The sequence below is a fragment of the Terribacillus saccharophilus genome, assembly GCF_002272075.1.
GTDB classification, from domain to species: Bacteria; Bacillota; Bacilli; order Bacillales; family Amphibacillaceae; genus Terribacillus; species Terribacillus saccharophilus_A.
In genome coordinates, this window is the sequence record NZ_NPBJ01000023.1 from 68,514 (window position 1) to 95,271 (window position 26,758).

At 44.9% G+C, this 26,758-nt stretch carries 23 protein-coding genes; 7 read left to right on the forward strand and 16 right to left on the reverse strand.

The features are described from left to right. Nucleotides 1-6: 6 nt before the first annotated feature. From addA to CHH48_RS12595, 4 genes are all read right to left on the reverse strand, one after another. Nucleotides 7-3,732 carry a helicase-exonuclease AddAB subunit AddA gene (gene addA, locus CHH48_RS12580; protein ID WP_095219492.1) on the reverse strand — a complete coding sequence of 1,242 codons (3,726 nt, stop codon included), beginning with the start codon at nucleotides 3,730-3,732 and terminating at the stop codon, nucleotides 7-9. Next, nucleotides 3,716-7,219: a helicase-exonuclease AddAB subunit AddB gene (gene addB / locus CHH48_RS12585; RefSeq protein ID WP_095219493.1), complete on the reverse strand. Its 3,504-nt coding sequence runs from the start codon at nucleotides 7,217-7,219 to the stop codon at nucleotides 3,716-3,718. Before addB ends, addA begins: the two co-directional genes overlap by 17 nt. Nucleotides 7,220-7,347: 128 nt before the next feature. Then, the gene (gene lepB, locus CHH48_RS12590; RefSeq protein ID WP_095219494.1) at nucleotides 7,348-7,890 is read right to left on the reverse strand and encodes a signal peptidase I; all 543 of its coding nucleotides are present in this window, start codon (nucleotides 7,888-7,890) and stop codon (nucleotides 7,348-7,350) included. A gap of 54 nt (nucleotides 7,891-7,944) precedes the next feature. Beyond that, nucleotides 7,945-8,592 carry a TVP38/TMEM64 family protein gene (locus CHH48_RS12595; RefSeq protein WP_095219495.1) on the reverse strand — a complete coding sequence of 216 codons (648 nt, stop codon included), beginning with the start codon at nucleotides 8,590-8,592 and terminating at the stop codon, nucleotides 7,945-7,947. A 201-nt stretch (nucleotides 8,593-8,793) separates the two neighbouring features. On the opposite strand from CHH48_RS12595, the gene CHH48_RS12600 reads away from it, so the two are divergent. Continuing rightward, nucleotides 8,794-9,183, forward strand: coding sequence for a hypothetical protein (locus tag CHH48_RS12600; RefSeq protein WP_095219496.1), 390 nt, complete (start codon nucleotides 8,794-8,796; stop codon nucleotides 9,181-9,183). On the opposite strand, the gene CHH48_RS12605 is transcribed toward CHH48_RS12600, so the two are convergent. The 4 genes from CHH48_RS12605 to CHH48_RS12620 form a co-directional block, all read right to left on the reverse strand. Then, nucleotides 9,131-9,655: a competence protein ComK gene (locus CHH48_RS12605; protein WP_095219497.1), complete on the reverse strand. Its 525-nt coding sequence runs from the start codon at nucleotides 9,653-9,655 to the stop codon at nucleotides 9,131-9,133. The genes CHH48_RS12600 and CHH48_RS12605 overlap by 53 nt on opposite strands. Before the next feature lie 127 nt (nucleotides 9,656-9,782). After that, entirely contained in the window at nucleotides 9,783-10,952 is a 1,170-nt protein-coding gene (locus tag CHH48_RS12610) for a M48 family metalloprotease (protein ID WP_095219498.1), read from the reverse strand. A gap of 54 nt (nucleotides 10,953-11,006) precedes the next feature. Next, entirely contained in the window at nucleotides 11,007-12,002 is a 996-nt protein-coding gene (locus tag CHH48_RS12615; RefSeq protein ID WP_095219499.1) for a lipoate--protein ligase, read from the reverse strand. A gap of 91 nt (nucleotides 12,003-12,093) precedes the next feature. Next, nucleotides 12,094-12,825 (reverse strand): MBL fold metallo-hydrolase, encoded by a 732-nt coding sequence (locus CHH48_RS12620; RefSeq protein ID WP_095219500.1) that lies wholly within the window; start codon nucleotides 12,823-12,825, stop codon nucleotides 12,094-12,096. Nucleotides 12,826-12,983: 158 nt separating this feature from the next. On the opposite strand from CHH48_RS12620, the gene CHH48_RS12625 reads away from it, so the two are divergent. Continuing rightward, nucleotides 12,984-13,541 (forward strand): DUF6434 domain-containing protein, encoded by a 558-nt coding sequence (locus tag CHH48_RS12625; RefSeq protein ID WP_095219501.1) that lies wholly within the window; start codon nucleotides 12,984-12,986, stop codon nucleotides 13,539-13,541. A 111-nt stretch (nucleotides 13,542-13,652) separates the two neighbouring features. Here the strand turns inward: CHH48_RS12625 and hemY are convergent, their stop codons facing one another. The 4 genes from hemY to CHH48_RS12645 form a co-directional block, all read right to left on the reverse strand. Further along, nucleotides 13,653-15,074: a protoporphyrinogen oxidase gene (hemY, locus tag CHH48_RS12630; protein WP_095219502.1), complete on the reverse strand. Its 1,422-nt coding sequence runs from the start codon at nucleotides 15,072-15,074 to the stop codon at nucleotides 13,653-13,655. After that, nucleotides 15,067-16,014 (reverse strand): ferrochelatase, encoded by a 948-nt coding sequence (gene hemH, locus CHH48_RS12635; protein ID WP_095219503.1) that lies wholly within the window; start codon nucleotides 16,012-16,014, stop codon nucleotides 15,067-15,069. Before hemH ends, hemY begins: the two co-directional genes overlap by 8 nt. 15 nt (nucleotides 16,015-16,029) lie before the next feature. Further along, entirely contained in the window at nucleotides 16,030-17,079 is a 1,050-nt protein-coding gene (gene hemE, locus CHH48_RS12640) for a uroporphyrinogen decarboxylase (RefSeq protein WP_175074363.1), read from the reverse strand. A gap of 123 nt (nucleotides 17,080-17,202) precedes the next feature. Beyond that, nucleotides 17,203-19,386: a transglycosylase domain-containing protein gene (locus tag CHH48_RS12645; RefSeq protein WP_095219504.1), complete on the reverse strand. Its 2,184-nt coding sequence runs from the start codon at nucleotides 19,384-19,386 to the stop codon at nucleotides 17,203-17,205. A 167-nt stretch (nucleotides 19,387-19,553) separates the two neighbouring features. Between CHH48_RS12645 and CHH48_RS12650 the strand changes: the two genes are divergently transcribed. Beyond that, a complete protein-coding gene (locus CHH48_RS12650) occupies nucleotides 19,554-20,048 on the forward strand; it encodes an antibiotic biosynthesis monooxygenase family protein (RefSeq protein WP_095219505.1) in 495 nt (164 codons plus the stop codon). A gap of 45 nt (nucleotides 20,049-20,093) precedes the next feature. Here the strand turns inward: CHH48_RS12650 and CHH48_RS12655 are convergent, their stop codons facing one another. Next, on the reverse strand, nucleotides 20,094-20,750 hold the full coding sequence (locus tag CHH48_RS12655) for a phosphatase PAP2 family protein (protein WP_095219506.1): 657 nt from the start codon (nucleotides 20,748-20,750) through the stop codon (nucleotides 20,094-20,096). Nucleotides 20,751-20,847: 97 nt separating this feature from the next. On the opposite strand from CHH48_RS12655, the gene CHH48_RS12660 reads away from it, so the two are divergent. Both CHH48_RS12660 and CHH48_RS12665 read left to right on the forward strand, forming a co-directional pair. Continuing rightward, nucleotides 20,848-21,306, forward strand: coding sequence for a ferritin-like domain-containing protein (locus CHH48_RS12660; RefSeq protein ID WP_095219507.1), 459 nt, complete (start codon nucleotides 20,848-20,850; stop codon nucleotides 21,304-21,306). Between the two features lie 124 nt (nucleotides 21,307-21,430). Further along, on the forward strand, nucleotides 21,431-22,594 hold the full coding sequence (locus tag CHH48_RS12665) for a M20 family metallopeptidase (protein ID WP_095219508.1): 1,164 nt from the start codon (nucleotides 21,431-21,433) through the stop codon (nucleotides 22,592-22,594). A 35-nt stretch (nucleotides 22,595-22,629) separates the two neighbouring features. Here the strand turns inward: CHH48_RS12665 and CHH48_RS12670 are convergent, their stop codons facing one another. From CHH48_RS12670 to CHH48_RS12680, 3 genes are read right to left on the reverse strand one after another with little or no spacing between them, the layout of a single operon-like run. Next, nucleotides 22,630-23,343: an EcsC family protein gene (locus CHH48_RS12670; RefSeq protein ID WP_095219509.1), complete on the reverse strand. Its 714-nt coding sequence runs from the start codon at nucleotides 23,341-23,343 to the stop codon at nucleotides 22,630-22,632. A gap of 11 nt (nucleotides 23,344-23,354) precedes the next feature. Next, nucleotides 23,355-24,569 carry an ABC transporter permease gene (locus CHH48_RS12675; protein ID WP_095219510.1) on the reverse strand — a complete coding sequence of 405 codons (1,215 nt, stop codon included), beginning with the start codon at nucleotides 24,567-24,569 and terminating at the stop codon, nucleotides 23,355-23,357. Continuing rightward, nucleotides 24,562-25,308, reverse strand: coding sequence for an ABC transporter ATP-binding protein (locus CHH48_RS12680; RefSeq protein ID WP_095219511.1), 747 nt, complete (start codon nucleotides 25,306-25,308; stop codon nucleotides 24,562-24,564). Before CHH48_RS12680 ends, CHH48_RS12675 begins: the two co-directional genes overlap by 8 nt. A gap of 441 nt (nucleotides 25,309-25,749) precedes the next feature. Here CHH48_RS12680 and CHH48_RS12685 point away from each other — a divergent pair, with 441 nt between their 5' ends. Next, nucleotides 25,750-26,175 carry an HIT family protein gene (locus CHH48_RS12685; protein ID WP_095219512.1) on the forward strand — a complete coding sequence of 142 codons (426 nt, stop codon included), beginning with the start codon at nucleotides 25,750-25,752 and terminating at the stop codon, nucleotides 26,173-26,175. 72 nt (nucleotides 26,176-26,247) lie between these two features. After that, nucleotides 26,248-26,619 carry a YtxH domain-containing protein gene (locus tag CHH48_RS12690; RefSeq protein WP_095219513.1) on the forward strand — a complete coding sequence of 124 codons (372 nt, stop codon included), beginning with the start codon at nucleotides 26,248-26,250 and terminating at the stop codon, nucleotides 26,617-26,619. The last annotated feature ends 139 nt before the right edge of the window (nucleotides 26,620-26,758 follow it).

Below are 26,758 nucleotides of genomic sequence, written 5' to 3' on the forward strand. Positions count from 1 at the left end.
CTTTTCTTATACTCGTCGCAAGAGGCCTTTATCAAAGAAGTATAGATAGCTTTCCTTGACCGGTTTCTTCCAAATCCGTTCAATTGCCTTAGCGTAAAGTTCAATCTGAACCCGGTACTTCTCTGTGAGAATTTCTGCTCTCCTATTCGGATCTTCTCCGTAAAGTGTATCCGTTTTGTAATCCAGGAGCACAAGTCCATCTTCCTCCACTAGAATCTGATCGACCACTCCCTGAACGACTACCTTGTCAGAAGCTGCACCTGTCCAGTCGTTGTACAGTTCGTTCGCAGGCAGTGCCAGTGTAAAAGGAGTTTCCCGATAGAAGTGTTCAGCTTGGCGTATGCGATCTGCTATTGAAGACTCTAGGAAATCAAGTATCCGCTCCACGTCAATTGATGCTGCAGCATCCTGCTGTAAAAATTCCTTATCTACCAATTCTAGCAGGAACTCCTCCAGCTTCTTCTTATCCCATTTCTTTCGGATATCGAGCTGCTGCAAAACAGCATGGACTGCACTGCCTCGTTCTGCTGGTGTAAGTTCCTTTGATTCTTGCAGGAAACGTGGTCTGCTGGCAATCGGAGCTCTTTGCTGAATACGGTTCATTATACCACTATCACTGTAGCTGTCCCGTATTTCCCGCTGACGCTTAATTTCAGTCACAGTCTGCTTTGCCCGGAACTTTGTCGCTTCTGTATGCAGGTAATGATAAGTCAGACGGTTTTCCACTTCTTCCTTCCAATCTGGATTTTCTTCACCTGGATACCAATCAGTAATACGTTGAAGCAGCTCTTGGTTTGCTTCTTCTTCCTGTTCATCAGAAGTTAGATAGTCTCTGCTTTCTTGGAGACGAATTCGCCACTGAGAACTGTCCGCCGTGATTTCTGTCGGCAGCTGCTGGGATAGCTCCTCAGCTCTCAGTTCCGTTGCTTGTTCATGCCGCAGCAATGCAGGTGCCACCCAATCCAAATAGGATGTTGCTTCCAGTCGATAATGCGAAGGCAGCACCCATGACGGGTGCTCAGCAATTTGACGCCACTTTTGCAGTTTCTTCTCCAATGATGCGACATTACCGACCATGACGAGTTTTTCCTTTGCACGTGTCAAAGCAACATAAAGGACCCGCATTTCTTCCGCTAGTGCTTCCCGCTGTTTCTCTGCCTTTAATGCATGGTAGATCAAAGTTGGATACATTAGCCGTTTCAATGGATCGATATATTTACTACCAAATCCTAGATCTTTATGCAGCAAATAGCGGTTGCGAAGATCCTGCTGATTGAACGTTTTATCCATCGCACCGGTGATGACAACAGGAAACTCTAGTCCCTTACTTTTATGAATGGTCATGATCCGAACAACGTCTTCCTGTTCACCTAAAGCCTTAGCGGCTCCAAGATCGTCTCCTCGTTCCTCCATACGTTCAATGAACTTCACGAAGCGGAACAGTCCGCGGAATGATGTATTCTCGTAGTTTCGGGCACGATCATAAAGAGCACGCAGGTTCGCCTGACGCTGCCGACCGCCTGGTATACCGCCAACAAAGTCGTAGTAGCCTGTTTCCCTCATGATCGACCAAATTAATGCTGATAACGCCCCCTGTCTTGCTTCCATTCTCCAGGAGCGCAGCCACTCCAGCAGGCGTTCAATTTTGATAGAGATCTCATCATTCGCCGTTCGAACATAGACTCTCGCAGCTTCGTAATAGCTGCTTCGCTGATCTGCTAGTCTTACTTTGGCAAGGTCATCTTCCTTCAGACCAATGATAGGTGATCGCAAAACAGCAGCAAATGGTATGTCCTGTAGCGGATTATCAATGATTTTCAGTACACTCATCATCACTTTTATTTCAATTGCCTCCAGATAACCTGTCGAAAGCTCTGCGTATACTGGAATGCCTTGCTGCTTCAGTTCCTCTACAATTGCCGGTGCCCACGTCATGGAGCGCAGCAGTATGACAATATCCCGATATTGAATATCGCGTTGCTGCTGTGTGGATTTATCGACAACCTTCATTGCATCGTGGCCATCGTGACCGATCCATTGCTGAATCATCCTGCTGTATGCTCGCCCTTCCAGCTGTGCTTTCTCCAGATCCTCCACCATTTCGGTGTCGGTGTCAGCATCTTCTGCTTCCTCCGTACCGTCGCGATTGATAATAACTAGCTCAACGTCGGTATCATCTTGTCTCAGGTCATCATACATTTTGTTTGCATAGATGAGTTCTGCTTCTTTTTCGTACTGCATTTCCCCAACATCTTCTGAGAAAAGCTGTCGAAAAATATAGTTTGCTCCGTCGAGCACTTGCTGCCGGCTGCGGAAGTTGCTGGCTAAATCAATGCGCATAGCTGGATGTTCTGGATCAGAAAAAGCCTTATATTTATTCAAGAATAATGTCGGTTCAGCATGACGGAAGCGATAGATGCTCTGTTTTACATCTCCAACCATAAACATATTGCCACTTCCTGAACGGTCAGAAATCAATGTAACAAGTGTTTCCTGCACGAGGTTTGTATCCTGGTATTCATCTAATAATAATTCCTTGAAACGGTTCTGATAGCTTTCGGCAATGTTTGAGGGAATGATCTGTTCCGGTGTACTGTTTTCATCGATCAGCACCTCAAGACAAAAATGCTCCAGATCTGAGAAATCGACTAATGCCCGTTCCCGTTTCTCCAATTGATAACGGCTGCGGAATTGCTTGACTAGCAACGCGAGCTGTTGGATCGACGGATAAAGCTCCAGCATATCCGTTAAATAGACTTCAAGCTTTCGAGCAAACCAATCGCCGGAAAGCTTGCCCCATCTCTTTTTATAAGAATCACGCAGTGCTTTTGCCTGCGATTTTTTCATGTCATCACATTCAACCTTTTTGCCGGAAAGTCTGCCGAACGATTGCTCTTTTATGAAACTTACAGCATCATTCCAGCTGCCTTCCACAAGGTGCTTCGCTTCGGCAATGAACTTCCTTTCAGCCTCGAAGGTTTCTGCGTAATGATGCGGCCCATCAGGTTCGCGTGTCAGAGCAAGACCTTGATCTGCTTCCTGCAGCATCGCCTGCAGCTGATCATTTGCTTCACGTTTCAATACTTGCAGCCATGGCAGTTCATTCTCATCCTGGATAGCAGACACATTATACAGTTCTGCCATCTGATCCAGCCAAGCCTCCGGATATGGATTCTGGGTAGCGAAATCATATAACTTCAGAATAAGATCTTCCACTTCCAGGTCATTGCGGTCATTACTGAAACGATCAACTACGCCAAAGAAAGCTGCTTGCTCCTCGCCTTCCTTACCGTACCATTCTTCCAGCAGCTCCCCAATTACTTCTTGGCGAATCAGATCCGCTTCCAAGTCATCTGCAATACGGAAACCTGGATCCAAATCCAGCATATACGCATATTTGCGTACAACATCCAGGCAGAACGAGTGGAGCGTGGAAATAGACGCATTCTGCAGCAATGACAACTGCTTACGAAGATGCTGAGAAGAAGGGTTTGCCTCCAAAGCCTTTTCAAGAGCTGTTCCAATCCGGCTGCGCATCTCTTGTGCAGCTGCATTCGTGAAAGTCACGACTAGCAGCTGATCGATATCAACCGGATCGTTTTGATTTACAAGCTTTTGGATAATTCGTTCAACAAGAACAGCCGTCTTACCTGAACCTGCTGCAGCTGCGACTAAGATATCATGTCCTTTGGCATCAATAGCCAGCTGTTGTTCGTCAGTCCACATTACCATGTCGTTCCACCTCCTTCTTGATGCTATTCAGTACATCTTCATCCTTCATATCTTTTATTGCACGATATTTATTACCGGCAAGTGATGCGTCGAATTGACACACTGCCTTGAAATCACAAAACGTACAAGCACTTCTATCATGATGGCGATAAGGATTCAAATGCACTCCGCCATTTGTTATATCCAGTCCAGCTTGCTCCATTAAAAATCTAGTATGCTGCTGCAAAGCATGGAAAGTGTCTTGATCTGCCGTCTGGGAACCAGCTCGGAATGCACCATCTTTTTTCAGGCCTGCCGGAATGATCTTACTCATACCTGATTCCAGTGACGTGTCCATCATACGGGCAACAGATTCGTTTTCCAGCAGCATGCCTTGCATCTTGAACTTCTTGAATATCTCGTCCTCAATATCCACCTGTGATCTGCTCGATTGCGAAATCAGCGGATTATGCACATGGAAGTATAATACACCTGCCGGGGTCGCCTGGAGACCGAGCCACTGCTCCGAATGAGACAGAACAACATCCAGATAAGCGAGCATCTGGAGCGCGAGACCATAGTAGACTTCTGTCAGGTTCAGCGCTTTGCTGCTGGATTTATAATCGATAATACGAAGAAACAGATCTTCCTGATCGATTGCTTTGTCGACGCGGTCGATACGTCCTCTTAGCTGTACTTCATAGCCATTTGGCAGCGTGATCTCAATCGGCGGCAGTGTCTGATTTTCCCCGAAGTCAAGCTCAAGCCCAACTGGAGAGAACTTGCTTTGCCGTGCCTGTTCACTCAGCGTGTAGGCAGCACGTGCGATAATTTCCTGAAGCTTTTGCTGGATATACTTAAACCTGTTGGAGCTATGGAGAATCTGATTCTGCAGTACAGGTGCGAGGTTGCCCATCGCTCGTTTCGCATATCCTGTTGCATCTTCCCGGTTAAGCTGCGTATAATTCCGGCCATCCAGCTGTACCCAATCTGTAATCTGCTTCAATGCTTCATGGAAAAGCTGTCCGATATCCGGCGCATCCAGCTTGTAAGTCCGTCTGTTTTCCAACCCAAGACTGTACTTAGCAAAATGCTGATAAGAACAGCGGTAGTAGGTTTCCAAGCGTGACACACTTGCTTTCACCTTTTTCGGGAAAAGCTGCTCCTTTGTCTCTTCCGCCAAATCCTCTGTTTCATTCCGATAGAAGAGGCTTTGCAGTATCCTCCCTGTCAGCTCATCCTCGCTCTCATGGCTGATGAACCAGTTCAGTACACTATCCCAGACAGGATGAACTGGATAACCCCGCATTTTACGGGCCAGCTGAGTCGTAAGAGCAGAACGACTCTGATCGATAGTAGCAACAAAACGAGCCGTATCCAGACTGTCCTCCGGATCCTGAAGCATGCGCTCGTCACAGCACCAGTCGAATAAATCTTTCATGCGCTGCACGAGTGAAGAAGCCATCTTCGCCTTTCCTTCTTGATCACTGATTGGATAGCTTACCCAAAGCTGTTCACTTGCTGCCGTGAATGCAAGGTACATATAAAAGCTCTCATCCAGCAGCTGGCGCTTGCTTCCGGCCGCAAGCTGTAAGCCGTATACGGCCAGTACTTCCCGGTCCTCCTCGCTGATAAGTCCATCGGGCTTCGGTTTCATTGGCCATACGCCTTCGTTGACACCAAGCAGGAAAGCACATTTCAGTCCGCTTACCTTACTATGGTCGATCGTTCCGACAATCACTTGATCTAAGCTTGGCGGGATATGAGCGAATTCAAGCGATTCAAAACCCGTCTCCATTGTGTGGCGGAAAACTTGCAAGGAAACGCGTTCGTCCCCAACAATCTCCACTGCTTCATCCAACAGCTGAAGTACACTATCCCACACTTGGTCCTGCTCTCTTGCTCTTTCCAGCTCACCACGATCGTCGAAAATAACTTGCATTCCCTCAAGGCGCTGCGGTACTTGCAGCTGTTCCAGCCAATTGTAAACAGCAATCGAGCGCTCACGGAATGTCTTACCTTCCCGCAGCTTTCGATCAAATTTCTTCATCGCATCCGCAACTTGACGGCGATAATGATTGATCCGTTTCTGGGTTTCCAATTCCTTATCAGTTTGCCGTGTTGTATCAAATCCGCGGAACCGCTGGAAAATCCAGTCTTCTTTCTGCAGCCAGCGATCCCTGGAACGAATACCATACTCGAGACAATAGTTCTCTAATTCATCAATTGCTTCTTCTGTCAGTGGATAAACTTCATCAGTCGATGGGATGAAACCTGTCTTCAATACGCGGAAAACAGCTTCATATCGCCAATTACCATCAACGACTTCCATCCCTGATCGAATCAGTTCCAGCAGCGGGTGATGAATCATCGGCTTTTTCTGGTCAATGAAAACAGGAATATGATAATCCGCAAATACTGTTTCGATCAGCTCATGATATACATCCGCCTGTCTGAGAAGCAAAGCAATATCCTGATAACGGTAACCTTTCTCCCGTACAAGCTTAACAATCTCCTGCGCCGCACCTTCGACCTCCGCTCTTGGGTGGACTGCCTGCGCCAAGGTGATTGGTACTTCCTGCTTCAACATTGGAGCTGGACGTGTCTCCAAGTGCTTCTCTAAATGAAGGAAAGCTGGGTTATGCCCAAAGCGCCCATCGGCAGGATTGAGCTGCTCGATTGAAGTGATCGGCACATTCCTTTCTTGCGCCGTCTGTTTAATCTGAAGGAATGTATCATGTGTGCGCGCAAACAAATCCAGCTCGTCAACATCCTGACGGTTTGCACCGTCCAATGTAAGTGTCACTGTTACTTGATCGGCTTCTGTCATCAGTGCACCGATTACCTCCAGCTCCTGCGGCGTGAACTGGTGAAACCCGTCCAGGTAAATCTCCGATCCTTTAACAGAACGCGACAATGGTATTTTAGACGCAAGCATTTGCAGCTGATCCTCGCTGTCAATATACTTATCCCGTAAAAGCGCGGTCAAGCGATCGTAAATATAGCTGATATCCTCCAACTTATCCCGAAGTGTAACTTCAGGGGAATGCTGCTGTTGAAACTGCTCCATTTCCCGGATTTGAGCATGAAGAAGCTCTGGCGTAACACGATAGCGCTTCAGCTCTGTGATCATGCTTTCCAGCTGCCCCATAAAGCCGTTCTTCTCGATCGCTTTCTGGAAGACATTCCAGTCAGATTTACGTTCCTCGGTAATCTTCCGGAGCATCATCTGAACACCTGTTGAGGTAATGAACTGCTTGGTCGCACCGCCTGTCTCCTGCAGGATATACCAAGCCAGCCGCGATAGACTGTATACCTGTGCACGGATACTTCCTTCTACACCGGTTTGCCTGATCAGCGCTTGCTCCTGCTGAAAGGTCATCTGGTCCGGAACCAGATAAAATATATTCGAACCCATTGGATCACTTTTTAATTTAGCTGCAATCTCATCGAGACATGCACGGCTTTTTCCCGCTCCAGACCGGCCGATGATAAAACGTACACCCATTTTAAGCTCCACTCCTGTCTTCCAAACTAGTAATCTTATTCTATCATGTTACACGGGTTTAGGGAAAACAGATGCGCACGTTTGTTCGCTTGTATATACTGGAAAAGCCCCTTATCAAAGATAAGGAGCTAAACTCCAAGTCCAGATGCGGACATTGGCCAGAATTGGGCATCCACCTTCCCGACAACTTGTTCAATCGGGATGAAGCCAAAAGAGCGGCTATCAAGGCTGTCCCTTCGATTATCACCCATTACGAACAGCATTCCTTCGGGCACTGTCGTTCTCCCAGTAACGTCTTTCAACGTGAAATCATACGTCAGCTGACCATCGACATCATCCTTATACGTTTCCAGATAATGCTCCGGTCTGTATTCACCGTTTACAAACAGTCTGTCATTTCTAACTTCCACTGCATCCCCTGGCATTCCAATGACACGTTTCACATAATCCTCATCCTCTGTTGCGTGAAAAACGATGACATCAAAACGCTGGATACTATCTGCGTCGTTCATGAACTTGTTCACCATCAGGAAGTTACCGTCCTGTAAGGTCGGCTCCATTGACTCCCCTTCCACTCGATAATCCGCAAAGATTAATTCTCTGGAACAGAAGATCAAAAGCACGATGCCGGCAAACAAGAAGAAAAACTTCCAACGTTTTTTCTTTTTCATGCGCCTTCCCCCGGTGTAAGTGTTTTGCAACACTTTACCCCGGCTTGAATAGCTTTAATCCTTATGTGACTGCTCCTGCTTTCCGTTCTTCTTCTTCAATCTTCCTTCTACGTATTTACCTACCGTCCAGAATAGGATGATTGCAACAGCTACAACCACCGTTTTAATCGGGTTTTCTGCAAAGGAAGTCAAACTTTCACCGACGTATGCAATAGAGAAGATCATCAGCGCTTTCCCGAGAAATACCGCCAAAGCGAATTGCTGCACACTGATTCTCGATAATCCTGCGACCACATTGATGATAGCCGAGGGCGAAAATGGAAAGCATAAAAGAATGAATAATGGACCAAAACCATGACGATCCAACCATTCAGTTATTCGCTTTACTTGTTTGTTATGCCGCAGCCAATTGATTATACGTGTATGTCGGTACCGCCGTATCAGCCAGAACACAGTGATTGCTCCAAGCGACGTACCAATCCACGAATATAGGAAGCCCCATAGCAGGCCGTACGCCACAGTGTTCGTCAGTACGAAGACAACAAGCGGCAGAAACGGCAGGAAAGCTTCCAAGTAAGGAAGCAAAATGCCGGGTATAGGACCCAGATTCTCATATCGATCAAGCAGGGACTTCACATAATCGTCCCATGTTCCATTGCGGAACATTTCCATCAAATCGTTCCATCCAAAGCCTAAGACCATCTAACCATTCTCCTATTCCCAGCAAAAACATCTTTTTACTATTCTAAACGAAAAGCCCAAGCATGCAAAGTCTGACAGGATTATCCCTTCTTTTCCTGCATTTGGTTAGTATTTTTTTGAAAATTACCTGTAGTATCCTGTTTTCACTTTGCATACAATAGGGTATACTAGAACATACGTTCGTACTAGGAGGAAAGGCATATGCGTTGTCTTAGTGAGTCGGAATATAAGCTGGGGTCCCGCTTTCTATTTCTATCAATGGCCATTGTTGTCCTGCAGCAGGATATCCGGATTGTAGAAGAAGGAAAGCATAAGATAAAGGCGCATCTGTTACATACATTACAATCGATGGAGAAGCGTGCATTGGAGGAACGACAACAGCTGCGCATTCAGCTTCGTCAGCATAATTTGCAGGTTGTTACAGCAGAGAAAAACGACGCCTTCACCACTTTCCTGTTCATCACGAAGGAGTGTGAGGAAAAGCGGAATTATTTCAATCCAGCGATTCGGAAGAAAGTCGAGGCAATCCTGATGGAGCTTACACAAAAGGCTCCGCAATCTGATCCCCGCCATACTTCCACAAATGCCTGATTCGCTTATCCAGCAGGAATCTGTATTGTGCAGTACGCTGCACCTGATTCATCATCGATCCATACGAAACATCAAGGGTAAGTGTGTAGCCATTCTTGAATATAAGGGTTGTTCGCTGATGCGGGGCGGCTTCAATCCGCTTGATGTGGGAATGAGAAATCCAGGAGCAAGCATGGGAGAGTGGTGAAGAGGTGGGAAAGAAATACATACCGCTGACAGGGTCAATCGATATCGGGGCCTTATGAGTGATACCGCATATGTCTTTCACACCTGCCTGTCTTCCTTTTAAACTGCTTCCATAAAACTTGCAGGCCAAATCAATGAATCTGCTCGGAGGGGTGCGAAAGGTAAAACTATCTTCTGTCTCGATTACCTCACAGCCTGGCTGACCGTTTTCGAGGAGCTTCGGAAGTACAGCCATTGTAAGCGGCGTAAGTTCTGCCATGGTTGGATTTTGTTCTATCTGCTGCATCTTAAAACATCCTTTCTGATGCAGGAAAAGAGGGATTGATTCTACAATAGCAAAATTTCAGGCATGAAAACAGGAGAATACCATTTTCTTAATAGAATCCTTACAAAAACAGGTAGAACTCATGCTTCTACCTGTTTTCTTGATAAGATTCTATTGTTTCGATACGCTCCTGGTTAGATGGATGCGTGGAACGCAGCCATTCAAATAGCGGCCAAGGATTCGGATCGCCTTTTGAGACCTGCTGCATATTCCGGAACATGTGAATGCCTGCTTCTGTATCAGGTGCGTGTTCCAGCGCATAAGCATCTGCCTGCCGCTCCATTTCTCGCGACACATAAAGTGAAACAGGCTCGCTCGCAAATTGCAGCGAGCTAAGGATAAGCAGGAAGAGTGGTACTGCTCTCAGCTGATGAGCACTTATCTGTCTTTTAGCCAATAACTTATCTGATAATTTTTTGGTTACCCAAAGGAGGACAAATCCTAGAACCAGAAAACCAGCTGTCCCCCAATACACATGATGCAGCACATAATGACCGATTTCATGGGCGACGATGAACAAAATCTCATCTTGGGCCAAGCCGTCGACTGTTGTATCATACAGCACTACACGAGCACTGCCGAACAGCCCTGTTACATATGCATTATACGTTACTGTTTTAGCACTTTTATCCACTTCCAGAAGTGTTGCATCGGGAATTCCTGCCTCACTAGTCAGCTGCTCGATTTCCGTACGTAACTCCCCGTCAGGAAGGTGATAGAAATCTTCATAAAGCGGATCAATCCACATTGGCTGGACATAGACGAAGAAAATTGCACTCGGTACAAGCAGGACCCAAAGAAGTATCCACCAGTTTTTTCGGAATCTTTTCATTAGATACTGCGATATCAAAACAACTGCTGTGACGGCCAAATAAAAGAGAAATAAGCTTAGCACGTATTCCCCTGCCCAATCCCAAAAATTCTGGACACTGATCTGTGCTTGACGCGCATTCCAATACCCCGCCAATCGGAATGGCAGCTGAACGATACCGTATACGGTAGTAAATAAAAGCATATAGCTGGCAGTTGCGACTAGTTTAGGCAGTCTATTTTCCATGGCAGCAGCGATTTTTTGCAGTTTATCGTTCTTCCAAACCACATAAAGAAATAGCGGCAATAACGGCAGTCTGGAAAAGTAGACGGCATGACCAATACTTGCGTATGTGCTTACATCATCATTCCATTCTGTATAGAAAAACGGAAAGAAAATCCAGATTGCCAAAAGATAGATCATATAAGCAAGAAGTACCCGTTTCATCCGATTCCTCCTGTAAAAAAGAGACGGCCCGGAGGTCGTCTCATAGATAATCAATCAGTACATAAGATCAATAAAGTCATCTTTCTCGATCTTACCTAGGTAGTGGCTTACGTTCACATCCGCTAGTGCTTTTTGAATCGACTCGCGCTCATAACGGACACCTTTCAGTTTTTCTTCAAGCTCCCCGACTTCGCCGACTCCGAAGTAATCACCGAAGACACGGATCTGCTCAATAATACCGCTTTTCACATCCAGACGGACATCAACATTACCTGAAGGGAATTTATGCGTTTGCTGGATATTGAAGCTCGGCGATTTACCGTAGTTCCACTCCCATTTCTGGTATCGTTCTTCACTGATTTTATGGATTGCTTTCCAATCTTCTTCTGTCAGCTTGTAACGCGGTACATCCTTCGTATCTTCTACATCGAAGATATAACGCAGCAGGATTTCCTTGAATTCTTCCATCGGAATTTTGTTATCCATGAATTCTGAGATATTTGCTACACGGCTGCGAATAGATTTGATCCCTTTGGATTCGATTTTCTCTTTCTTCACCTTCAAAGCTGATACAACGTGTTCGATCTCCGAATCGTACATTAGTGTACCGTGACTGAACATCAAACCACGTGTTGAGAATTGTGCATTTCCAGAAATCTTGCGTTCACCGACAAGTAAATCATTTCGGCCTTTTAATTCTGCTGGTACACCGAGTTTGTTCAATGCATCCGTAACCGGCTTTGTGAATTTGGCGAAATCTTGGAAGCTGTCACCGTCATCTTGTGTGATAAAGCTGAAATTTAAATTCCCCATGTCATGGTATACAGCTCCGCCTCCGGATAAGCGGCGTACAACCTTGATGCCGTTATCGTCAACGTACTTCGTATTTATTTCTTCAATCGTGTTCTGATTCCGGCCGATGATGATGGATGGTTCATTGATATAGAAAAGCAAATATGTATCGTCTTTGCCGAAATTTTTCAGGACATACTCCTCGATCGCAAGGTTGATCCTTGGATCTGTAATACCTTCATTATCGATAAATCGCAAAATAAAGACCCCCAGTGTCAAAAATTGTTTATCCTAGTAATATTCTACCGAATCCTCAGCATGATAGCAATTCAGACAAAACGGGAAGGTTTTACCCTTCCCATGTCAGCCCCTCATATGCTAGTTTTACTTGTCCACTGTAGACACTGCTTGCTTCCTCCAGCAGCTGCCTATGTTCTCCAAAATGCGGCAGATGACTGAGGAAGAGCTTTTTCACACCAGCCTGCTCCGCAATGCCGCCTACCTGCAGACTATTCATATGACCGGCAGATTCTCCATCCTGATGCTGATAAAAATTACAATCGGTTATAAGCAGGTCAGCATCCTTACTGAACTCCGCCCACTCCTCCAAATAACTAGAATCAGCTGTATAAACAATATCGGAGACACCGTCTGAGATACGCATACCATAGCATGGTACTGGATGCTTCGTTTTCATAAATGTTATGGCAAAAGGCCCTATGCTCAGAATTTCATCCGGCTTGTAGCCAATCCCATCGGTAAATTTATGAGTCAAGTTCTTAAAGCCTTCCTCATCTTCTTCGTGACCATATATCGGCAGCACGTCTTCTGTACCTTTCAAGCTGTTCTGCACTTGCCAAACATGTTGCAGGGCGCCAATATCTGCTATGTGATCCGGATGATAGTGACTTACGACCACCGCATCCAGTTCCTTCGGATCAATAAAAGCTGGCATCCGCGATAACGCACCGCTTCCGCAATCCAAAAGCAAGGAATATCCGTCCTTCTCCACTAAATAACAAGAGCTGGCACTTTCTCTGCCAGGATATGCTCCCCAAAATCCTATTACTGTCAATTTCATACTTTGTGCACCTCTCCTTCTAATCTTACCATTACCGAATTTCCATTAGATAAACCTGATTCCTTTTTCAAGGGTTCTCCAGTCAAGAGCTAGTCTCCTCTTTAAATATGTGACATAATATAACAAAAAGAGAAAAAAACGTATATGGGGGATATGTAATGAGACCAGAATTGACAAGAAAAACAAAAGCAGATGCTTTTTTGGATTATTATTGGCTGAAAGAAGAACTTGTCCAATTCTGCCGAGATAATGAACTGCCTGTCTCGGGTTCCAAGATGGAGATTACAGCAAGAATTGAAAGCTTCCTTCTGAATGGTCTCATAGAAAAACCGAAACAAAAACAATCACGCAGAAAGAAGAAATCCAAAGAACCGCTCAGCCGTTCTACCATCATTACGGAAGGCCATCGATGCAGCCAGGACGTAAGAACATTCTTTAAGCAGGAAATCGGAGAGCATTTTCATTTCTCGACTTATATACAAAACTACTTCCGTGCAAACATCGGCAAAACATACGAAGATGCCATCAATGCTTGGCATGAAGAAGAAACCCGCAAGCAGGATCCTGGTTACCAGAAAGATATTGCCCCTCAGTTCGAGTATAACCGATTCATCCGTGAGTTTTTCTCTAAACCTGTAAACAAAGGAAAGACGCGCAGTCAAGCTATCGAGGCTTGGAACAAGAAAAAAAGCAAGCCGTATTCCCATAGTTCCTGACAGCTACAAAAATGATAATTGCTTACATATACAGGAACTTTCCGACAGATACCAAATAAGCTGTCGAGATCAAAAATAATAAATAACAAGTTACAAAAAAAAGCTTCTCCCTTAGGAGAAGCTTTTTTCACGCAAGTAAGCAAGTACGTTTTGAACGGCTTGTTCACCACTATCGATACAATCCGGAATACCAATCCCATCGTATGAACCACCCGCAAGGAATACACCTGGAAGGTTGATGGCCATATTGGCGCGCACATTAGCGACACGCTGCAGATGGCCGACAACGTATTGCGGCATCGCTTTTTTCCAGCGGCTAACCACTGAAAATAGCGGCTTGCTTTTTATTTTCATGATTTTATTCAAATCTTTTAAAGCGATCCGGACGATTTCCTCATCGGATAAATCCACTATACCGCTATCGTCAGGTCTTCCGACGTAGCAGCGGAGCATGACTTTGCCTTCTGGTGTCGTGCCTTCCCACTTTTTATGTGTCCATGTACATGCTGTAATTCGATATTTACTGTTGCGGGAGATCACAAAGCCTGTACCATCGATATCCTTCTTGATAGCAGAAGCATCGAATGTCATCGCAACCGTAGCAACAGATGTCGCCTTCATCTCTTTAAGCTGTTCCATGAAATCATATTGGCTCAGCATACGCTGAACCGCAAAGAAAGGTGAAGCAAGCACTGCAGCGTCGGCTCGGAATACCTCTCCGTTACCGAGCAGCAAGTGATAATGGTCTTCTTTGCGTTCGATATGATCCACACTTGTTTCCAAGTGGACAGTGCCTGGATCAAGCTTTGCTTCCAGACCATCTACCAATGATTGCAATCCGTTCCTCAATGAAAGGAATGCACCTGGAGGCTTCACATCTTTCTTCTGTTTCGATGGCTTCGGCATCGTCGCCTGCAGTCCTTTAATCACACTTCCATACTGCTGTTCTACTTCATAGAACTTTGGATACGTGGCCATCAGACTTAACTCATCGATTTCACCTGCATATACACCTGATAGAAGCGGCTCAAGCACATTCTCTACCAGTTCATCGCCGAAGCGACGGCGGAAGAATAATCCCATAGATTGATCCTGAGCTTCTTTTCCTTTCGGCAGCATCGGTTCAACACTGATACGCGCTTTCGCCTTAGTAGAAAGCAGACGAGACTGATAAAACGGCTTTAATTCTGTCGGCACACCCATAAAGGCTCGTTTCGGCATTTTATGTAGCTTCTTGCCAGCTAGGATATAGGATTGTCCTGTATTGTTCCGGACAAGATCCTTTTCCATGCCGATGTCATGAATCAGACGAGATGCTGATTCCTTACGCGCTAAAAAGGAATCAGGACCGCGTTCAATCAAGAATCCATCTTTTTTCAGGGTGTCAATCTTTCCACCAAGATGGCTGGAGGCCTCAAACAACTTTACTTCATAATCCAGACGATAGGCGCGAATCTGCTTCTGAAGGTAATAAGCAGTCGTCAGACCGGCAATACCGCCCCCGACGATTGCAATCTGTTTCTTCTCAGCCATGACGCTCAACTCGCGCTTGCTGCTCCAATACCACCTTCGCCAATGTATCAATGAACTGCTGGTCCGTGTTCGGCATTGCCGGACGATAGTATTTTGCGCCTAATTCGTCACAAACAACCTTACATTCATAGTCATTATCATAAAGTACTTCCAAGTGGTCCGCAATGAAGCCGACTGGTGCATAAACGAAAGAACGATAGCCTTTTTTCTCGTAAAGCTCACGAGTAAGATCTTGTACATCCGGTCCAAGCCATGGATCTGGTGTATTACCTTCACTCTGCCAGCCAAGCTCCACATTCTTGATGCCTGTCTGTTCTTGGATCAAATCTGCTGTACGTTTCAGTTGATCTGGGTATGGATCTCCATTTTGAAGGATTTTCTCCGGAAGACTATGCGCAGATACGATCAGCGCTGCTTTATCACGCTCTTCCTTGTCCATGCCAGCGAAGATTTCAGAAATATTATCTGACCAATATTTGATGAAACCTGGTTCGTCGTACCAGCTTTCTACAGACGTAATTTGAAGATTTCCAGCTTCTGCAGCGGCTTTATGCGCACGCTCGTTGTAGGATTTTACACTGAATGTGCTGTAATGCGGTGCCAATACAAGTGAGATAGCTTCTGTAATACCGTCTTTTGCCATTTCAGCAACACCGTCTTCAATGGAAGGCTCAATATGCTTTAGGCCAAGATAAGCTTTGAATTCGATAGCATCCTGAGAGCTATTTAAAGCTGCTTCAATTGCATCAGCTTGTTCCTTCGTAATGCGTGCAAGCGGAGAAATACCGCCGATTGCTTTATATCGGCCAGTTAAATCCTCCAGCATTTCCGGTGTAGGCTTACGTCCATGCCGGATATCAGTATAATAACGTTCAATGTCTTCTTCTTTATAAGGCGTGCCGTACGCCATAACTAGTAAACCAACCTTTTTCTTTGTCATGTCTTACACCTCGGGTTATAAAATTGAGTTTTGTTTAGCGGAATACGAATGGATGAAGGCAGTCAGCTTCTTCAGCACACTTGGGCTTATTTCCGGCGTTACACCGTGGCCAAGGTTAAACACATGCGGTCCAGCTTCCCGGCCTTGATCCAGAATCGATTTAGCCCTCTCTTCCAGCACACTCCAATCACTTGTAAGGAATGCTGGGTCAAGATTGCCTTGAAGCGTCTTTGTAATACCCTTATCTCTTGCTTCCTTAATGGAAAGTCTCCAGTCAAGTCCGATGACATCCACCGGCAGATCATTCCATTCCATGATCAGATGACTTGCTCCTACACCGAATAGGATAAGCGGAACATTTGTTTCACGCAGTTCGTTGAATATACGCTCCATTGTCGGTTTGATGTACATACGGTAATCCGCTGCATTCAAAGCCCCTACCCATGAATCGAAAATCTGAATAGCTGATGCTCCGGCTGCCACTTGCGCTTTCGCATAAGTGATAGATACTTCTGCAAGCTTATCCATCAATGCGAACCATGCAGCAGGATCACTATACATAAGTGACTTTGTCTTATGATAGTTTCTGGATGGTCCGCCTTCAATCATGTAGCTAGCCAATGTAAACGGTGCACCAGAAAAACCAATCAACGGTATTTCCAGCTGTTCCTCTGTCAGGAGCTTGATCGTGTCCAGAATGTATGGAACGTCACGCTTTGGATCTAGGGTGCCAAGCTTCTCCACATCCTGAATGCTGCGGATAGGGTTGGCGATCACCGGACCGATTCCTGACTTGATATCAACATCCACGCCAATGCCTGGCAGTGGTGTCATGATATCTTTATATAAAATTGCTGCATCGACATTATACTGTTCGACCGGAAGTCTTGTCACATAGGCCGCAAGCTCAGGCTGATGGGTAATTTCAAACAGAGAATATTTCTCTTTGAGTTCGCGGTATTCTTTTTGCGATCTCCCTGCTTGGCGCATATACCACACCGGCGTGTAATCCGTTGCTTCCCCACGAAATGCACGCAGTATTGTATCGTTTTTGATGTTAGGCATAATCGTTCTCCTTCGTCTCCTCATTATCCGTTCCCACTATACGAAATTTCATGAGTATTTGTATAGCATTTGACTCATAAAAACCCCATTTTTTGATGAATTGTGTCAGAGTCGTGAAAATCGTCAGAATCCGAATCCGGATAGGACGGTATGGTTGGATTCAGCGCCGCTTTCATCTGTCAGCGGATTGAATGGAACTACATAATAAGTGGCGTCTTTCAGCGGATTAACTTTATCCACTGTAAAGGATCCTTTCCCTTGCACTTCCCCGATTTTCTCTGCACCATCGTTTGTTTCTTTGTAAATATGATAGATGATTCGCTTGTCATCACTTGCTGTCCAAGTCAAATCAGCATTAACGATCCGAAGGCCACCGAATCCATATGAGATAGAAGCATCCGTAATTGTCGGCAATTCAACTGGTCCACCAATATCTTCTGCATTTTCCGGCTTCTCGAAGCTCGTCGACATGGTCCGATATTGGGAAACTTGCCGCAAAATTGATTTCGTGAGGGCAGTAGGCATTGAACTGCCGCTCTCCAGATAGTTTTCATCGTTCGTTTTGTCATAACCCATCCAGCTAACTGCGACATATTCTGGTGTGTATCCAGCGAACCAGGCATCCTTATCTGCATCATCTACAGTCGGATGCTGTGTCGTTCCTGTCTTTCCAGCCAGTGCTCCATAGTAGGTACCAGCAGTTCCGGTACCGCCAGTAATGACTCCTTGCAGCATGCGTGTCATATCCCAGGCAGTCTGTTCCGAGAATACGTCTTCTGTTTGCGGTTCTGCTTTGAAGGCAGCTTCCCCGTTTCGGTCATAAATTGCGTTGATGGACTGAGATTCGATCCACTGTCCTTCATGGGCAAAGGTTCGGAAGCCTTCCGCGATTTGCAGCGGTGTCAACCCTTCCTTCAAGCCGCCAAGGGCAATCGACAGACCTTTGTCGTCCGGCAATTCGATATGCATTTTCTCTAAATACGATTTGCTTGTTTTGATGCCGATTTGATCAAGCAGCCAAACAGCTGTCGTATTCTTCGATTCCTGCACGGCCTCATACATCGTGATATCGCCCTCATACTGATCGTTGTGGTTAGATACAGTGTACTTTCCATCGTTATATGTCTTTTTCTCATCCGGCAGCTCACTATACGCATTGTAATCCCCACTATCCAATGCTGGCCCATAGACCGCGAGCGGCTTCATGACCGATCCCGGCTGTCTCTGCACTGTCACACGGTTTATGTCCCCGTATTGGAATTCACGCGCCCCGACAGCTGCTACGATCTTACCGGAATTCTGGTCAAGCATGACAAAGGCACCTTCAATGCTATCTGTCGAGCCATCGAAATACGTATCTTCCTGCATCGTATTGTAAGCTGTGCGCTGGATATCTTCATCCACATTCACCACAATCCGGTAACCGCCTGTACGCAGATTTTCCAAAGATAAATCATATTTCTCCTGTGCTTCTTCTGCTACCAAATCGATATAGCTTTCAATCCAAGGACGCTCTTGCTCCTCTTCCGGTTGAGTCACACCAAGTTCCTCCGCTTGAGCAGCTTCCTTCTCTTCGGCTGTGATATAGCCTTGCTCCTCCATTTCATCCAGCACGAGATTACGTCTTTCTTTCGCCAGATCTGGATTATTATTCGGCGAGTACGTATTCGGTGCTTTTGACAGTGCCGCAAGCATTGCACTTTCCGAAAGAGTCAGATCGCTCGCACTCTTATTGAAGTAATAATTAGCAGCGGACTCAATTCCATAAAGACCGTGCGCAAAATAAATTTCATTCAGATAATATTCGAGGATCTGCTTCTTCGTGTACTGTTTCTCCAAGTAAATAGCAGCCATCGCTTCCTTCGCTTTCCGGGTGAAGGTCTTATCATTTTTGAAAAAGAGATTTTTGGCGGTCTGCTGTGTAATCGTACTTCCGCCCTCCACTTTACTCATCGCCAGAATATCACGGTATAAAGCTCGTGCTGTCGCCCTAAGATCGATACCATGGTGCTTATAGAACCGAGCGTCTTCTATGGAAACAAAAGCGTTTTTCACATGTTCGGAAATCTCATCGAATTTGACAGGTTCCCGGTTTTCTTCATAGAATTCCGCAATTACTTCTCCATCTTGATTCTCGACTGTTGAAGCAGCCTTCAATGTCAAATCATCTTTATCAATTACGAGTCTTCCCCCGAAAAATAACAGGATATAGACAGCGGTTATGCCCGCCAATATGATACCAGTCCCGAGGAGATATAGAGTCTTCCTGCGCATCCTTTTATGCTGCTTAAGTTCTGATCGTTTCATAACGTTTCTTTCACCTCTTACGAATCCCCCATGTTCATTCTATAACCTTTATTATACGACAAAAAATGCCATTTACCCATCTTTCTATCGATTGGAGTCCTAGCTTGCATTACACTATGCGTAATTGCTACACTGACTGTAACATACTGCCAGGAGGTTGAATACAAATGACCGCACACTTCACCAGTGGTACGACTGAATTCCTTCGCCAGCTGAAGGCAAAAGAACAAGCAAAAATCTGGGTGTTCGAAGGGGCCGAGGGCGCTCTGGCTTATACAGAGGAACCAGATGCAGCAAACTTTACAACACCTCGTACATATGAACGTGTAACGGGTACTGGCGACCTTCCTGATGAAGGTTATATCGCAATTAATAACATTCCCGTTACAGACGAAGGTCGCCCAATATTTGAAGATGTATTCAAACGTCGAGCAGGAAAAATCGATCAAACACCCGGTTTTAAAGCCCTCCGCGTGCTTCGTCCTAAATCTGGCAACACATATCTTGTGCTGACAGCATGGGAATCCAAGTCGCATTTCGAGGATTGGAAAAAATCAGAAGCATTTCAGCATGCTCATAAAAAAGATTCCAATCAGCCGAAAAAAACACCATTCAGCGCTGGACCAGCATATGTCACCACGTATCATATCGATAACGAATAAAGAAAAGGGCCTGTCCGATTCACGGACAGGCCCTTTTCTGCCTAATCAGTAGGCGCGCACCTTTTCTCTTTTCCCTAGCTTATACTGCAGCCATTTATATAACAAAATCCAAATGACAAGAAAGATCAGCCCATAAGCAAAGCCAGCCAGCACATCAGTCAAATAGTGGACCCTGAGAACATAGCGACTAAACCCAACCAGCAGGACAATAAGTATCGCCAAGGATGCAGCAATATACCGCTTACTGCCTTTGAGATAATGCCAAAGGAAATAAAGGATGATGCCATATGTAATAAAGGACACCATCGAATGACCCGATGGGAAGCTGAATCCCTCGCCATCCACTAATGCCAGAATGGTCGGACGTTCCCTTTCTACCAATTGTTTAATGAAAAAATTGAACTGATAACCTAGGGCTGTAGCAGTAAATACAATACCTGCTCCAATTAAATCTCGTTTCCCTGCTGCCAAGTATAAACCAAATAAAAATGCAAGCACACTTAGAACAATGCTCGAACCCAGCTCGGTAATCCAACGGAATACATCATACCAAAATGTCTCCTGCAAGGATTCCGCAAAAGGAGCTGTCCATTGATCCAGCAGCGGATCTGTGTGCAGTCTGACGTCAATTGTAAATATAGTTGCTACGATAATTGCAATCGTAAATAGCACTATATATCTTTTTCTATGCGGGAGTTCCATCTTTTCACCTCTAATTGATTGTACTATGGCACTTGTTTAGAAAACAAACACCTGGGGAATATACATTACAGATAGCCAATTAGAAAGGATGATAAACATGGCAGACAATGTTAGAAAAATCAAAGACGATTCTCAATTACAGGAATTGATTGATGGCTTGAACGTAGACTTGGCAAATGAATATGCCGCTTCCATCATGTATACAACATACAGCTCCGCTGTTTCAGGTCTATATCGTGCGTATCTAAAACCATTTTTCGAGGATGAAATTACGGACGAAATCGGACATGCAAAATATTTGGCAGATAAGATTGTAACACTCGGCGGCGTACCAACTACTGTTCCAGCTGAAGTACCGTATCACACTGATGTAAAGAAAATGCTAACGGCAGCACGAGATGCGGAACAGGATACGATTGACCGTTATGAAAAACGCAGAAAGCAGGCTGAAGATCTTAACTTGACAGAGCTTGCAACTAAGCTGGAAGATTTAATTTCGGATGAGACAAATCACCGTGACGAACTCAACCGTCTTTTGAGTGACTCTCGCCTATAATTATTAAACCCATAACCTAATGGTTATGGGTTTTTCTATATATTTTTCTGAATAAACCAATAATTATTAACAAGAAATATGCTATACTGGTCTTATTTCATATTAATAAGGAGGCTGGTGCAGTATGCTAGAGAAATTATTCACCAAAGTAGATGAACTTTATGAAGACATGGTTGAGACAAGAAGATACCTTCATCAGCATCCAGAACTGTCCTTTAAAGAAGAAAAGACAGCTGCCTACATTGCAAATACATATGAAGAACTTGGTATTCCCTACGAAAAGAATGTCGGAGGTAACGGTGTAGTTGCCACTCTCCAAGGCGGAAAACCTGGTAAAAAGATTGCCTTGCGAGCAGATTTCGATGCGTTGCCAATCCAAGAAGAAAATGATGTCCCTTATAAATCCACAGTACCAAATGTTATGCATGCATGCGGTCATGATGGACACACAGCAACACTGCTTGGCATTGCCAAAGCAGCCAAAGCATTGCAGGATGAACTACCAGGAACGCTTGTTTTCGTCCACCAGCATGCAGAAGAATATGCTCCAGGCGGAGCGAAGCCGATTATTGAAACTGGTATCCTTGATGACGTGGATGCTGTATTCGGAACTCACCTCTGGTCGAACACGCCGCTTGGCACAATTGAAACTGCAGATAAAGAATTCATGGCAGGAGCAGATCGCTTCGAAATTGAAATCATCGGCAAAGGCGGACACGGAGCACAGCCACACCAGACGAAGGATGCCGTTCTAATCGGATCTCAAGTCGTAACAGCGCTTCAGCAAATTATCAGCCGCCGCTTGGATCCATTGTCAACTGCTGTCATCACTGTAGGTACTTTCGAGGCTGGCGCAGCATTCAACGTAGTTGCCGGAACAGCGAAGCTGACAGGAACAGTTCGTACATTCGATACTGCTGTACAGGAACAGATTAAAGTAGAAATCGAAAATGTATTAAAGGGTATTACAATTGCTAATGATGCAGACTACACGTATGACTATATAGAAGGATATCCACCAGTAATCAACCACCCTGCTGAAGCACAATTGGTACTTGATGCCTCGAAGCAAGTTGCAGAAGTTCAGGAAGCGAATAAGGTGCTGCCTACGATGACTGGCGAGGATTTCTCTTATTATCTGCATGACAAGCCGGGAGCTTTCTTCTTCACCGGCGCTAAGAAAGAAGATCATTATTATCCGCACCACCATCCGAAATTTGATTTTGATGAAAGAGCAATGAGCATCGCCGCTAAGACATTACTCAGCGCGTGTATTGCTTACCAATAAAAAAGATCAGCGTGATTTTTCACGCTGATCTTTTTTTATGTTAACATGCGGATCCGATATGCATGCATGGCAGCTGTACCTAACTGTTCGAGAAACTTGCCGTTGATAATGGCTCCGACGAAGGCTCCGACACCCGGCAGCATCTGTATCATTTTGATTAAATCAATATGATCACGGTATTCCTGCTGGAGCACCCTCCAATTCACATCTTCGATTGCGCCGGTAACATTATTCCAATGACGGATTTCTTCCCACAGCTTGACCCTCGTTTCACTGCTTGAGAAAGTAGCACTGAAAATTTGCAGCAGGAAAACACGTTCGCTGAATGCCGTAACATCAAAACCATAAATTCTGCCAATATCGAATAAGCATTTCATCTTGATGCTAAGAAGAAGCGGAAAATCGGCCATACCTAAAATAATACCTCCAGCACCAGTGCCGGCACCTTCCAATCTTGCTGTTGTTTTATAACGATTGATGACCTTCCGAACTTCTTTCTCACGTTGCTCAAAACTCCATTTATGATCGATCTTAATTGGATAGATGTAGTTAGAAGACGTCAGGCTGAGTTCTATCATTTGGCGAATAGCTGTCGTAATTGTGGTGTGCACAGCTGCCGGAATTTTATCGGTGATTGTATCCTGTGTACCTTTAGAAAGCCGCTGAAACTTGCCGCCGCGCCGCTGAAGGGAATGATAATAAAACATCGCTTCCTTCAGTTTTCTTACCTTATAATAGTCTTCCTCCATCTGAATCCCTCCTATTTTAACCGTTTCGGTACATACATACGGACAAATCCGAGACCGAAGGCAAGTCCGGCAACAAGTGCCAAAACAAAACCAACTACATCGACACGGAGAAGGAACACGAGACTCAGCAGCACAGCTTGTATAATGGCCAGCTGCTGAAGAAGGGACAATAATGCACGTTTTCGAGTGTCGCCTGCTACCGGATAAAGATCCATCCAGGCGATTGTCCGGTGATGCTTCCACATTCCGATAAGCTGGAAGCCCGTCAAATAAAGGAACAACAAAGCAAACGCCAACTGCACCCAAAGATTTGGGATAAAGTAGATGATAACTCCAGCTAAAATAGTCAATCGCAGAAAGAGCCCGAAATAATCGCCACCTCTGACAAAAGTTATTCGGAACAGATAATCATATGTATGTTTCTGTTCGAACGGAACTCGTCTAGTGAAGAGATTGACGATAGACTGCCGTTTATGGACTTTCGTCTTCAAGTGAGGTACATCAGCAAATTGGTTTGCAATTCGGTAGAATGCCTGCATTCGTGCTTGATCTTTTTCAATCAGCAAATCCCAAGCCAAACCGCCCTGCTTCCGGGTGATGGTATAGTCCACAAAAAGAAGTACGACGAATAGAACCGTCAAAACTGCCGCTGCAATAAGATTACCTCGTAAAAACAGCCAAAAGCTTCCGACGTTCAGCACCAGCCGGAGCGTTTGCTCGGTTCTTCTTATGTTGACATTCCGTATCTTCAGCATCCACCAATTCATATGAAGATTCCACAGCTTGAAAACCAGCAGAACAAGAAAGACAAGCAGATAAGATAAAAATCCTTCTCCTAAGTCTGCTGCAAAGAACAACGGCGCTAGTGCCGCAGCAGCTAATATTAATAAGTAAAGCTGCGTAAAGAAGCTATAGCCAATGGTTAATTTGAAATAGCGGTGCAGCTTTGGCTCAAGCGGCAGCATGAATATCATATCTGCTTCTTTCAATAATGTCCGCACAGGGCTGTAGCTGGCCAATAGGCCGAACACAGCACCAATTAAAAGCGCAGCAGGAAAGTCCGGAGTTAATCCCTCTAGCCACTGCTGATAATAATAAGCAAGCCCCGAGATTAGGAACAGCATTGCTATCATAAGATGCTGGTTAAATATGTACCGCAAATAGCGATTCATTTCCTTCATATGCTCGGTAAGCCGCTGTTTGAAAAATGTTTCTGCATTAAACATGGCTGTCTTCTTCTTTCGTCAGCTGTACATATAAATCATCCAGCGTGGCATGTTGCATGTCGAATTCATTACGCAGCTCTTCCATCGTACCAGCTGCCCGCAGCTTTCCATCATGCAGTATGACAATGCGGTCGCAATAACGTTCCGCAGTCGCCAGAATATGCGTGGACATCAATACGCCTGCTCCATTATCCTTCGCCTGGTTCATCAGCTGCAAGTAGGATTGAATACCGAGAGGATCGAGTCCAACGAATGGCTCGTCCACGATGTATAGGTCAGGTTCAACAAGAAAAGAACACATAATCATTACTTTCTGACGCATCCCTTTTGAAAAATGGACAGGAAACATCTTCAGTTTCTTTTCAAGGCGGAATTCCTTCAGCAAAGGCGGAAGGCGTTTATCAAACTCCTCCTTTGACAAATCATATGCTTGTGCAGTAAGACGAAGATGGTCATATAAAGTCAATTCATCATACAGTACCGGCATTTCAGGAATATAGGAGAAATTGCTCCGATATGTTTCAGGTGAAGCAGCAAACGTGCTTCCATTGATCTGGATACTGCCTCCCTTCGGCTGCATAAGACCGATGATATGTTTGATTGTCGTACTTTTCCCTGCCCCGTTAAGTCCAATCAGCCCGACAATTTCACCCGCATCTACTTGAAACGATATATCATGCAGGACATTTTTATGTGTATACCCACCGGTCAGAGAATCAATATGTAATAAAGGTTGCATTACCCTTTCCCCTTTCTAAAAGCACGCTTCTGCTAAAAGTTTACCAAAGCCCGCCGTATTTGCCAAAATAAAACGGTTATAACATCCGTCAGTCTGCACATACTAATTTCGAAGCAAAGAAGTTGCCAAGAGGTTTCCGAGAGCAGTACCCATTCATTAAAAAATGAGGTGTTGGTTGGAGATACAGACCGCTACGTCCGAAAGTAAGCTGATTTACATTTGTAAGCAAGCTGAAAGTGTACTGGCGCAAACATCGTAAGCCGCTGTACAGTTCGAAATGGTTTTACTCTTGGCAACCTTGCTTCAAAGGCAGACACTCCCAAAACGCGAAGAATTCCAATATTCCGGCCGTTACGGGATGTCTGCCTATTTTATTCGACTTACTTTACAAGCATGTCCATTCCTTTATACAATATGTATACACGTTAAAGGAGTGATCGTATGCACGAAAAGGATTGTATCTTCTGTAAAATAGTTGCTGGTGAACTGCCATCTGCGAAAGTATATGAGGATGACCACGTACTTGCTTTTATGGATATCGGACAGGTGACGAAGGGGCACACCCTCATCATCCCCAAAACACATACGAAGAATATATACGAAACACCGCCCGAAGTAGCCCAAGAAGTATTTGCTCGTGTACCACGGATTGCGAATGCAATTAAGGAAGCGTTCCAGCCGGCTGGATTGAACGTATTGAGTAATACGGAAGCTGTTGCAGGCCAAACTGTATTCCATCTGCATGTGCATCTTATTCCGAGATACGGAAAAAATGATGGCTTCCACGCTACCTTTGAACAACATGACAATATTGCCAGCGAACACCTTGGTGAATTGGCGGAAAAAATCAGCAGTAAAATCCAGTAAGATTGTCTCAATAGGTTTCACTGCTACATAGGAAGAGAAAATAGTATAATGAAGTAGGAAGGAGTGGAGATGATGGCAAGTGGCAAATCAATCGCAGTTGGTATACTCGTAGGTAGCACAGTCAGCGCTGTAATCACATTGCTGACAGCACCATCCTCCGGCAGGGAGTTGCGCGCAGATGCTAAACAGCGCAGCGACGAATGGAAGGTCACATTCAATAACTTAAAGAATGAAGGAACACAGCTGAAAGAACAGATCACAAAAACTTCCAAGGAAGGCGCTGTTATGTTCAAAGAACTATCAGCTGATGTAAAAACTTCCATCGACAGCTGGAAACGTACGGTTGAACCGCATCAGAAAAATATCCAGAAAAGCTTGGCTCAGATTGAGAAAAGCTTAAAAGACTTGGAAGAAAAAGCGAATCAGAAAAAAGGCAACGAATAAAAAATGCTCTCCATAATGGAGAGCATTTTTTATTTCACTTCTGTCACTTGGGATTTTTGTTCTTTATATTGACTGGTGTCACTGCAGACGTTGTATCCTGATCCTTCATTATAATACTTCCTTGCAAAAGTAGCTAGCT

What these genes read in the sequence shown, in the direction of transcription:
- addA (WP_095219492.1), bottom strand. Translation starts at nt 3,732, where the DNA reads ATGGTAATGTGGACTGACGAACAACAGCTGGCTATTGATGCCAAAGGA.
- addB (WP_095219493.1), bottom strand. Translation starts at nt 7,219, where the DNA reads ATGGGTGTACGTTTTATCATCGGCCGGTCTGGAGCGGGAAAAAGCCGT.
- lepB (WP_095219494.1), bottom strand. Translation starts at nt 7,890, where the DNA reads ATGAAAAAGAAAAAACGTTGGAAGTTTTTCTTCTTGTTTGCCGGCATC.
- CHH48_RS12595 (WP_095219495.1), bottom strand. Translation starts at nt 8,592, where the DNA reads ATGGTCTTAGGCTTTGGATGGAACGATTTGATGGAAATGTTCCGCAAT.
- CHH48_RS12600 (WP_095219496.1), top strand. Translation starts at nt 8,794, where the DNA reads ATGCGTTGTCTTAGTGAGTCGGAATATAAGCTGGGGTCCCGCTTTCTA.
- CHH48_RS12605 (WP_095219497.1), bottom strand. Translation starts at nt 9,655, where the DNA reads ATGCAGCAGATAGAACAAAATCCAACCATGGCAGAACTTACGCCGCTT.
- CHH48_RS12610 (WP_095219498.1), bottom strand. Translation starts at nt 10,952, where the DNA reads ATGAAACGGGTACTTCTTGCTTATATGATCTATCTTTTGGCAATCTGG.
- CHH48_RS12620 (WP_095219500.1), bottom strand. Translation starts at nt 12,825, where the DNA reads ATGAAATTGACAGTAATAGGATTTTGGGGAGCATATCCTGGCAGAGAA.
- CHH48_RS12625 (WP_095219501.1), top strand. Translation starts at nt 12,984, where the DNA reads ATGAGACCAGAATTGACAAGAAAAACAAAAGCAGATGCTTTTTTGGAT.
- hemY (WP_095219502.1), bottom strand. Translation starts at nt 15,074, where the DNA reads ATGGCTGAGAAGAAACAGATTGCAATCGTCGGGGGCGGTATTGCCGGT.
- hemH (WP_095219503.1), bottom strand. Translation starts at nt 16,014, where the DNA reads ATGACAAAGAAAAAGGTTGGTTTACTAGTTATGGCGTACGGCACGCCT.
- hemE (WP_175074363.1), bottom strand. Translation starts at nt 17,079, where the DNA reads ATGCCTAACATCAAAAACGATACAATACTGCGTGCATTTCGTGGGGAA.
- CHH48_RS12645 (WP_095219504.1), bottom strand. Translation starts at nt 19,386, where the DNA reads ATGAAACGATCAGAACTTAAGCAGCATAAAAGGATGCGCAGGAAGACT.
- CHH48_RS12650 (WP_095219505.1), top strand. Translation starts at nt 19,554, where the DNA reads ATGACCGCACACTTCACCAGTGGTACGACTGAATTCCTTCGCCAGCTG.
- CHH48_RS12655 (WP_095219506.1), bottom strand. Translation starts at nt 20,750, where the DNA reads ATGGAACTCCCGCATAGAAAAAGATATATAGTGCTATTTACGATTGCA.
- CHH48_RS12660 (WP_095219507.1), top strand. Translation starts at nt 20,848, where the DNA reads ATGGCAGACAATGTTAGAAAAATCAAAGACGATTCTCAATTACAGGAA.
- CHH48_RS12665 (WP_095219508.1), top strand. Translation starts at nt 21,431, where the DNA reads ATGCTAGAGAAATTATTCACCAAAGTAGATGAACTTTATGAAGACATG.
- CHH48_RS12670 (WP_095219509.1), bottom strand. Translation starts at nt 23,343, where the DNA reads ATGGAGGAAGACTATTATAAGGTAAGAAAACTGAAGGAAGCGATGTTT.
- CHH48_RS12675 (WP_095219510.1), bottom strand. Translation starts at nt 24,569, where the DNA reads ATGTTTAATGCAGAAACATTTTTCAAACAGCGGCTTACCGAGCATATG.
- CHH48_RS12680 (WP_095219511.1), bottom strand. Translation starts at nt 25,308, where the DNA reads ATGCAACCTTTATTACATATTGATTCTCTGACCGGTGGGTATACACAT.
- CHH48_RS12685 (WP_095219512.1), top strand. Translation starts at nt 25,750, where the DNA reads ATGCACGAAAAGGATTGTATCTTCTGTAAAATAGTTGCTGGTGAACTG.
- CHH48_RS12690 (WP_095219513.1), top strand. Translation starts at nt 26,248, where the DNA reads ATGGCAAGTGGCAAATCAATCGCAGTTGGTATACTCGTAGGTAGCACA.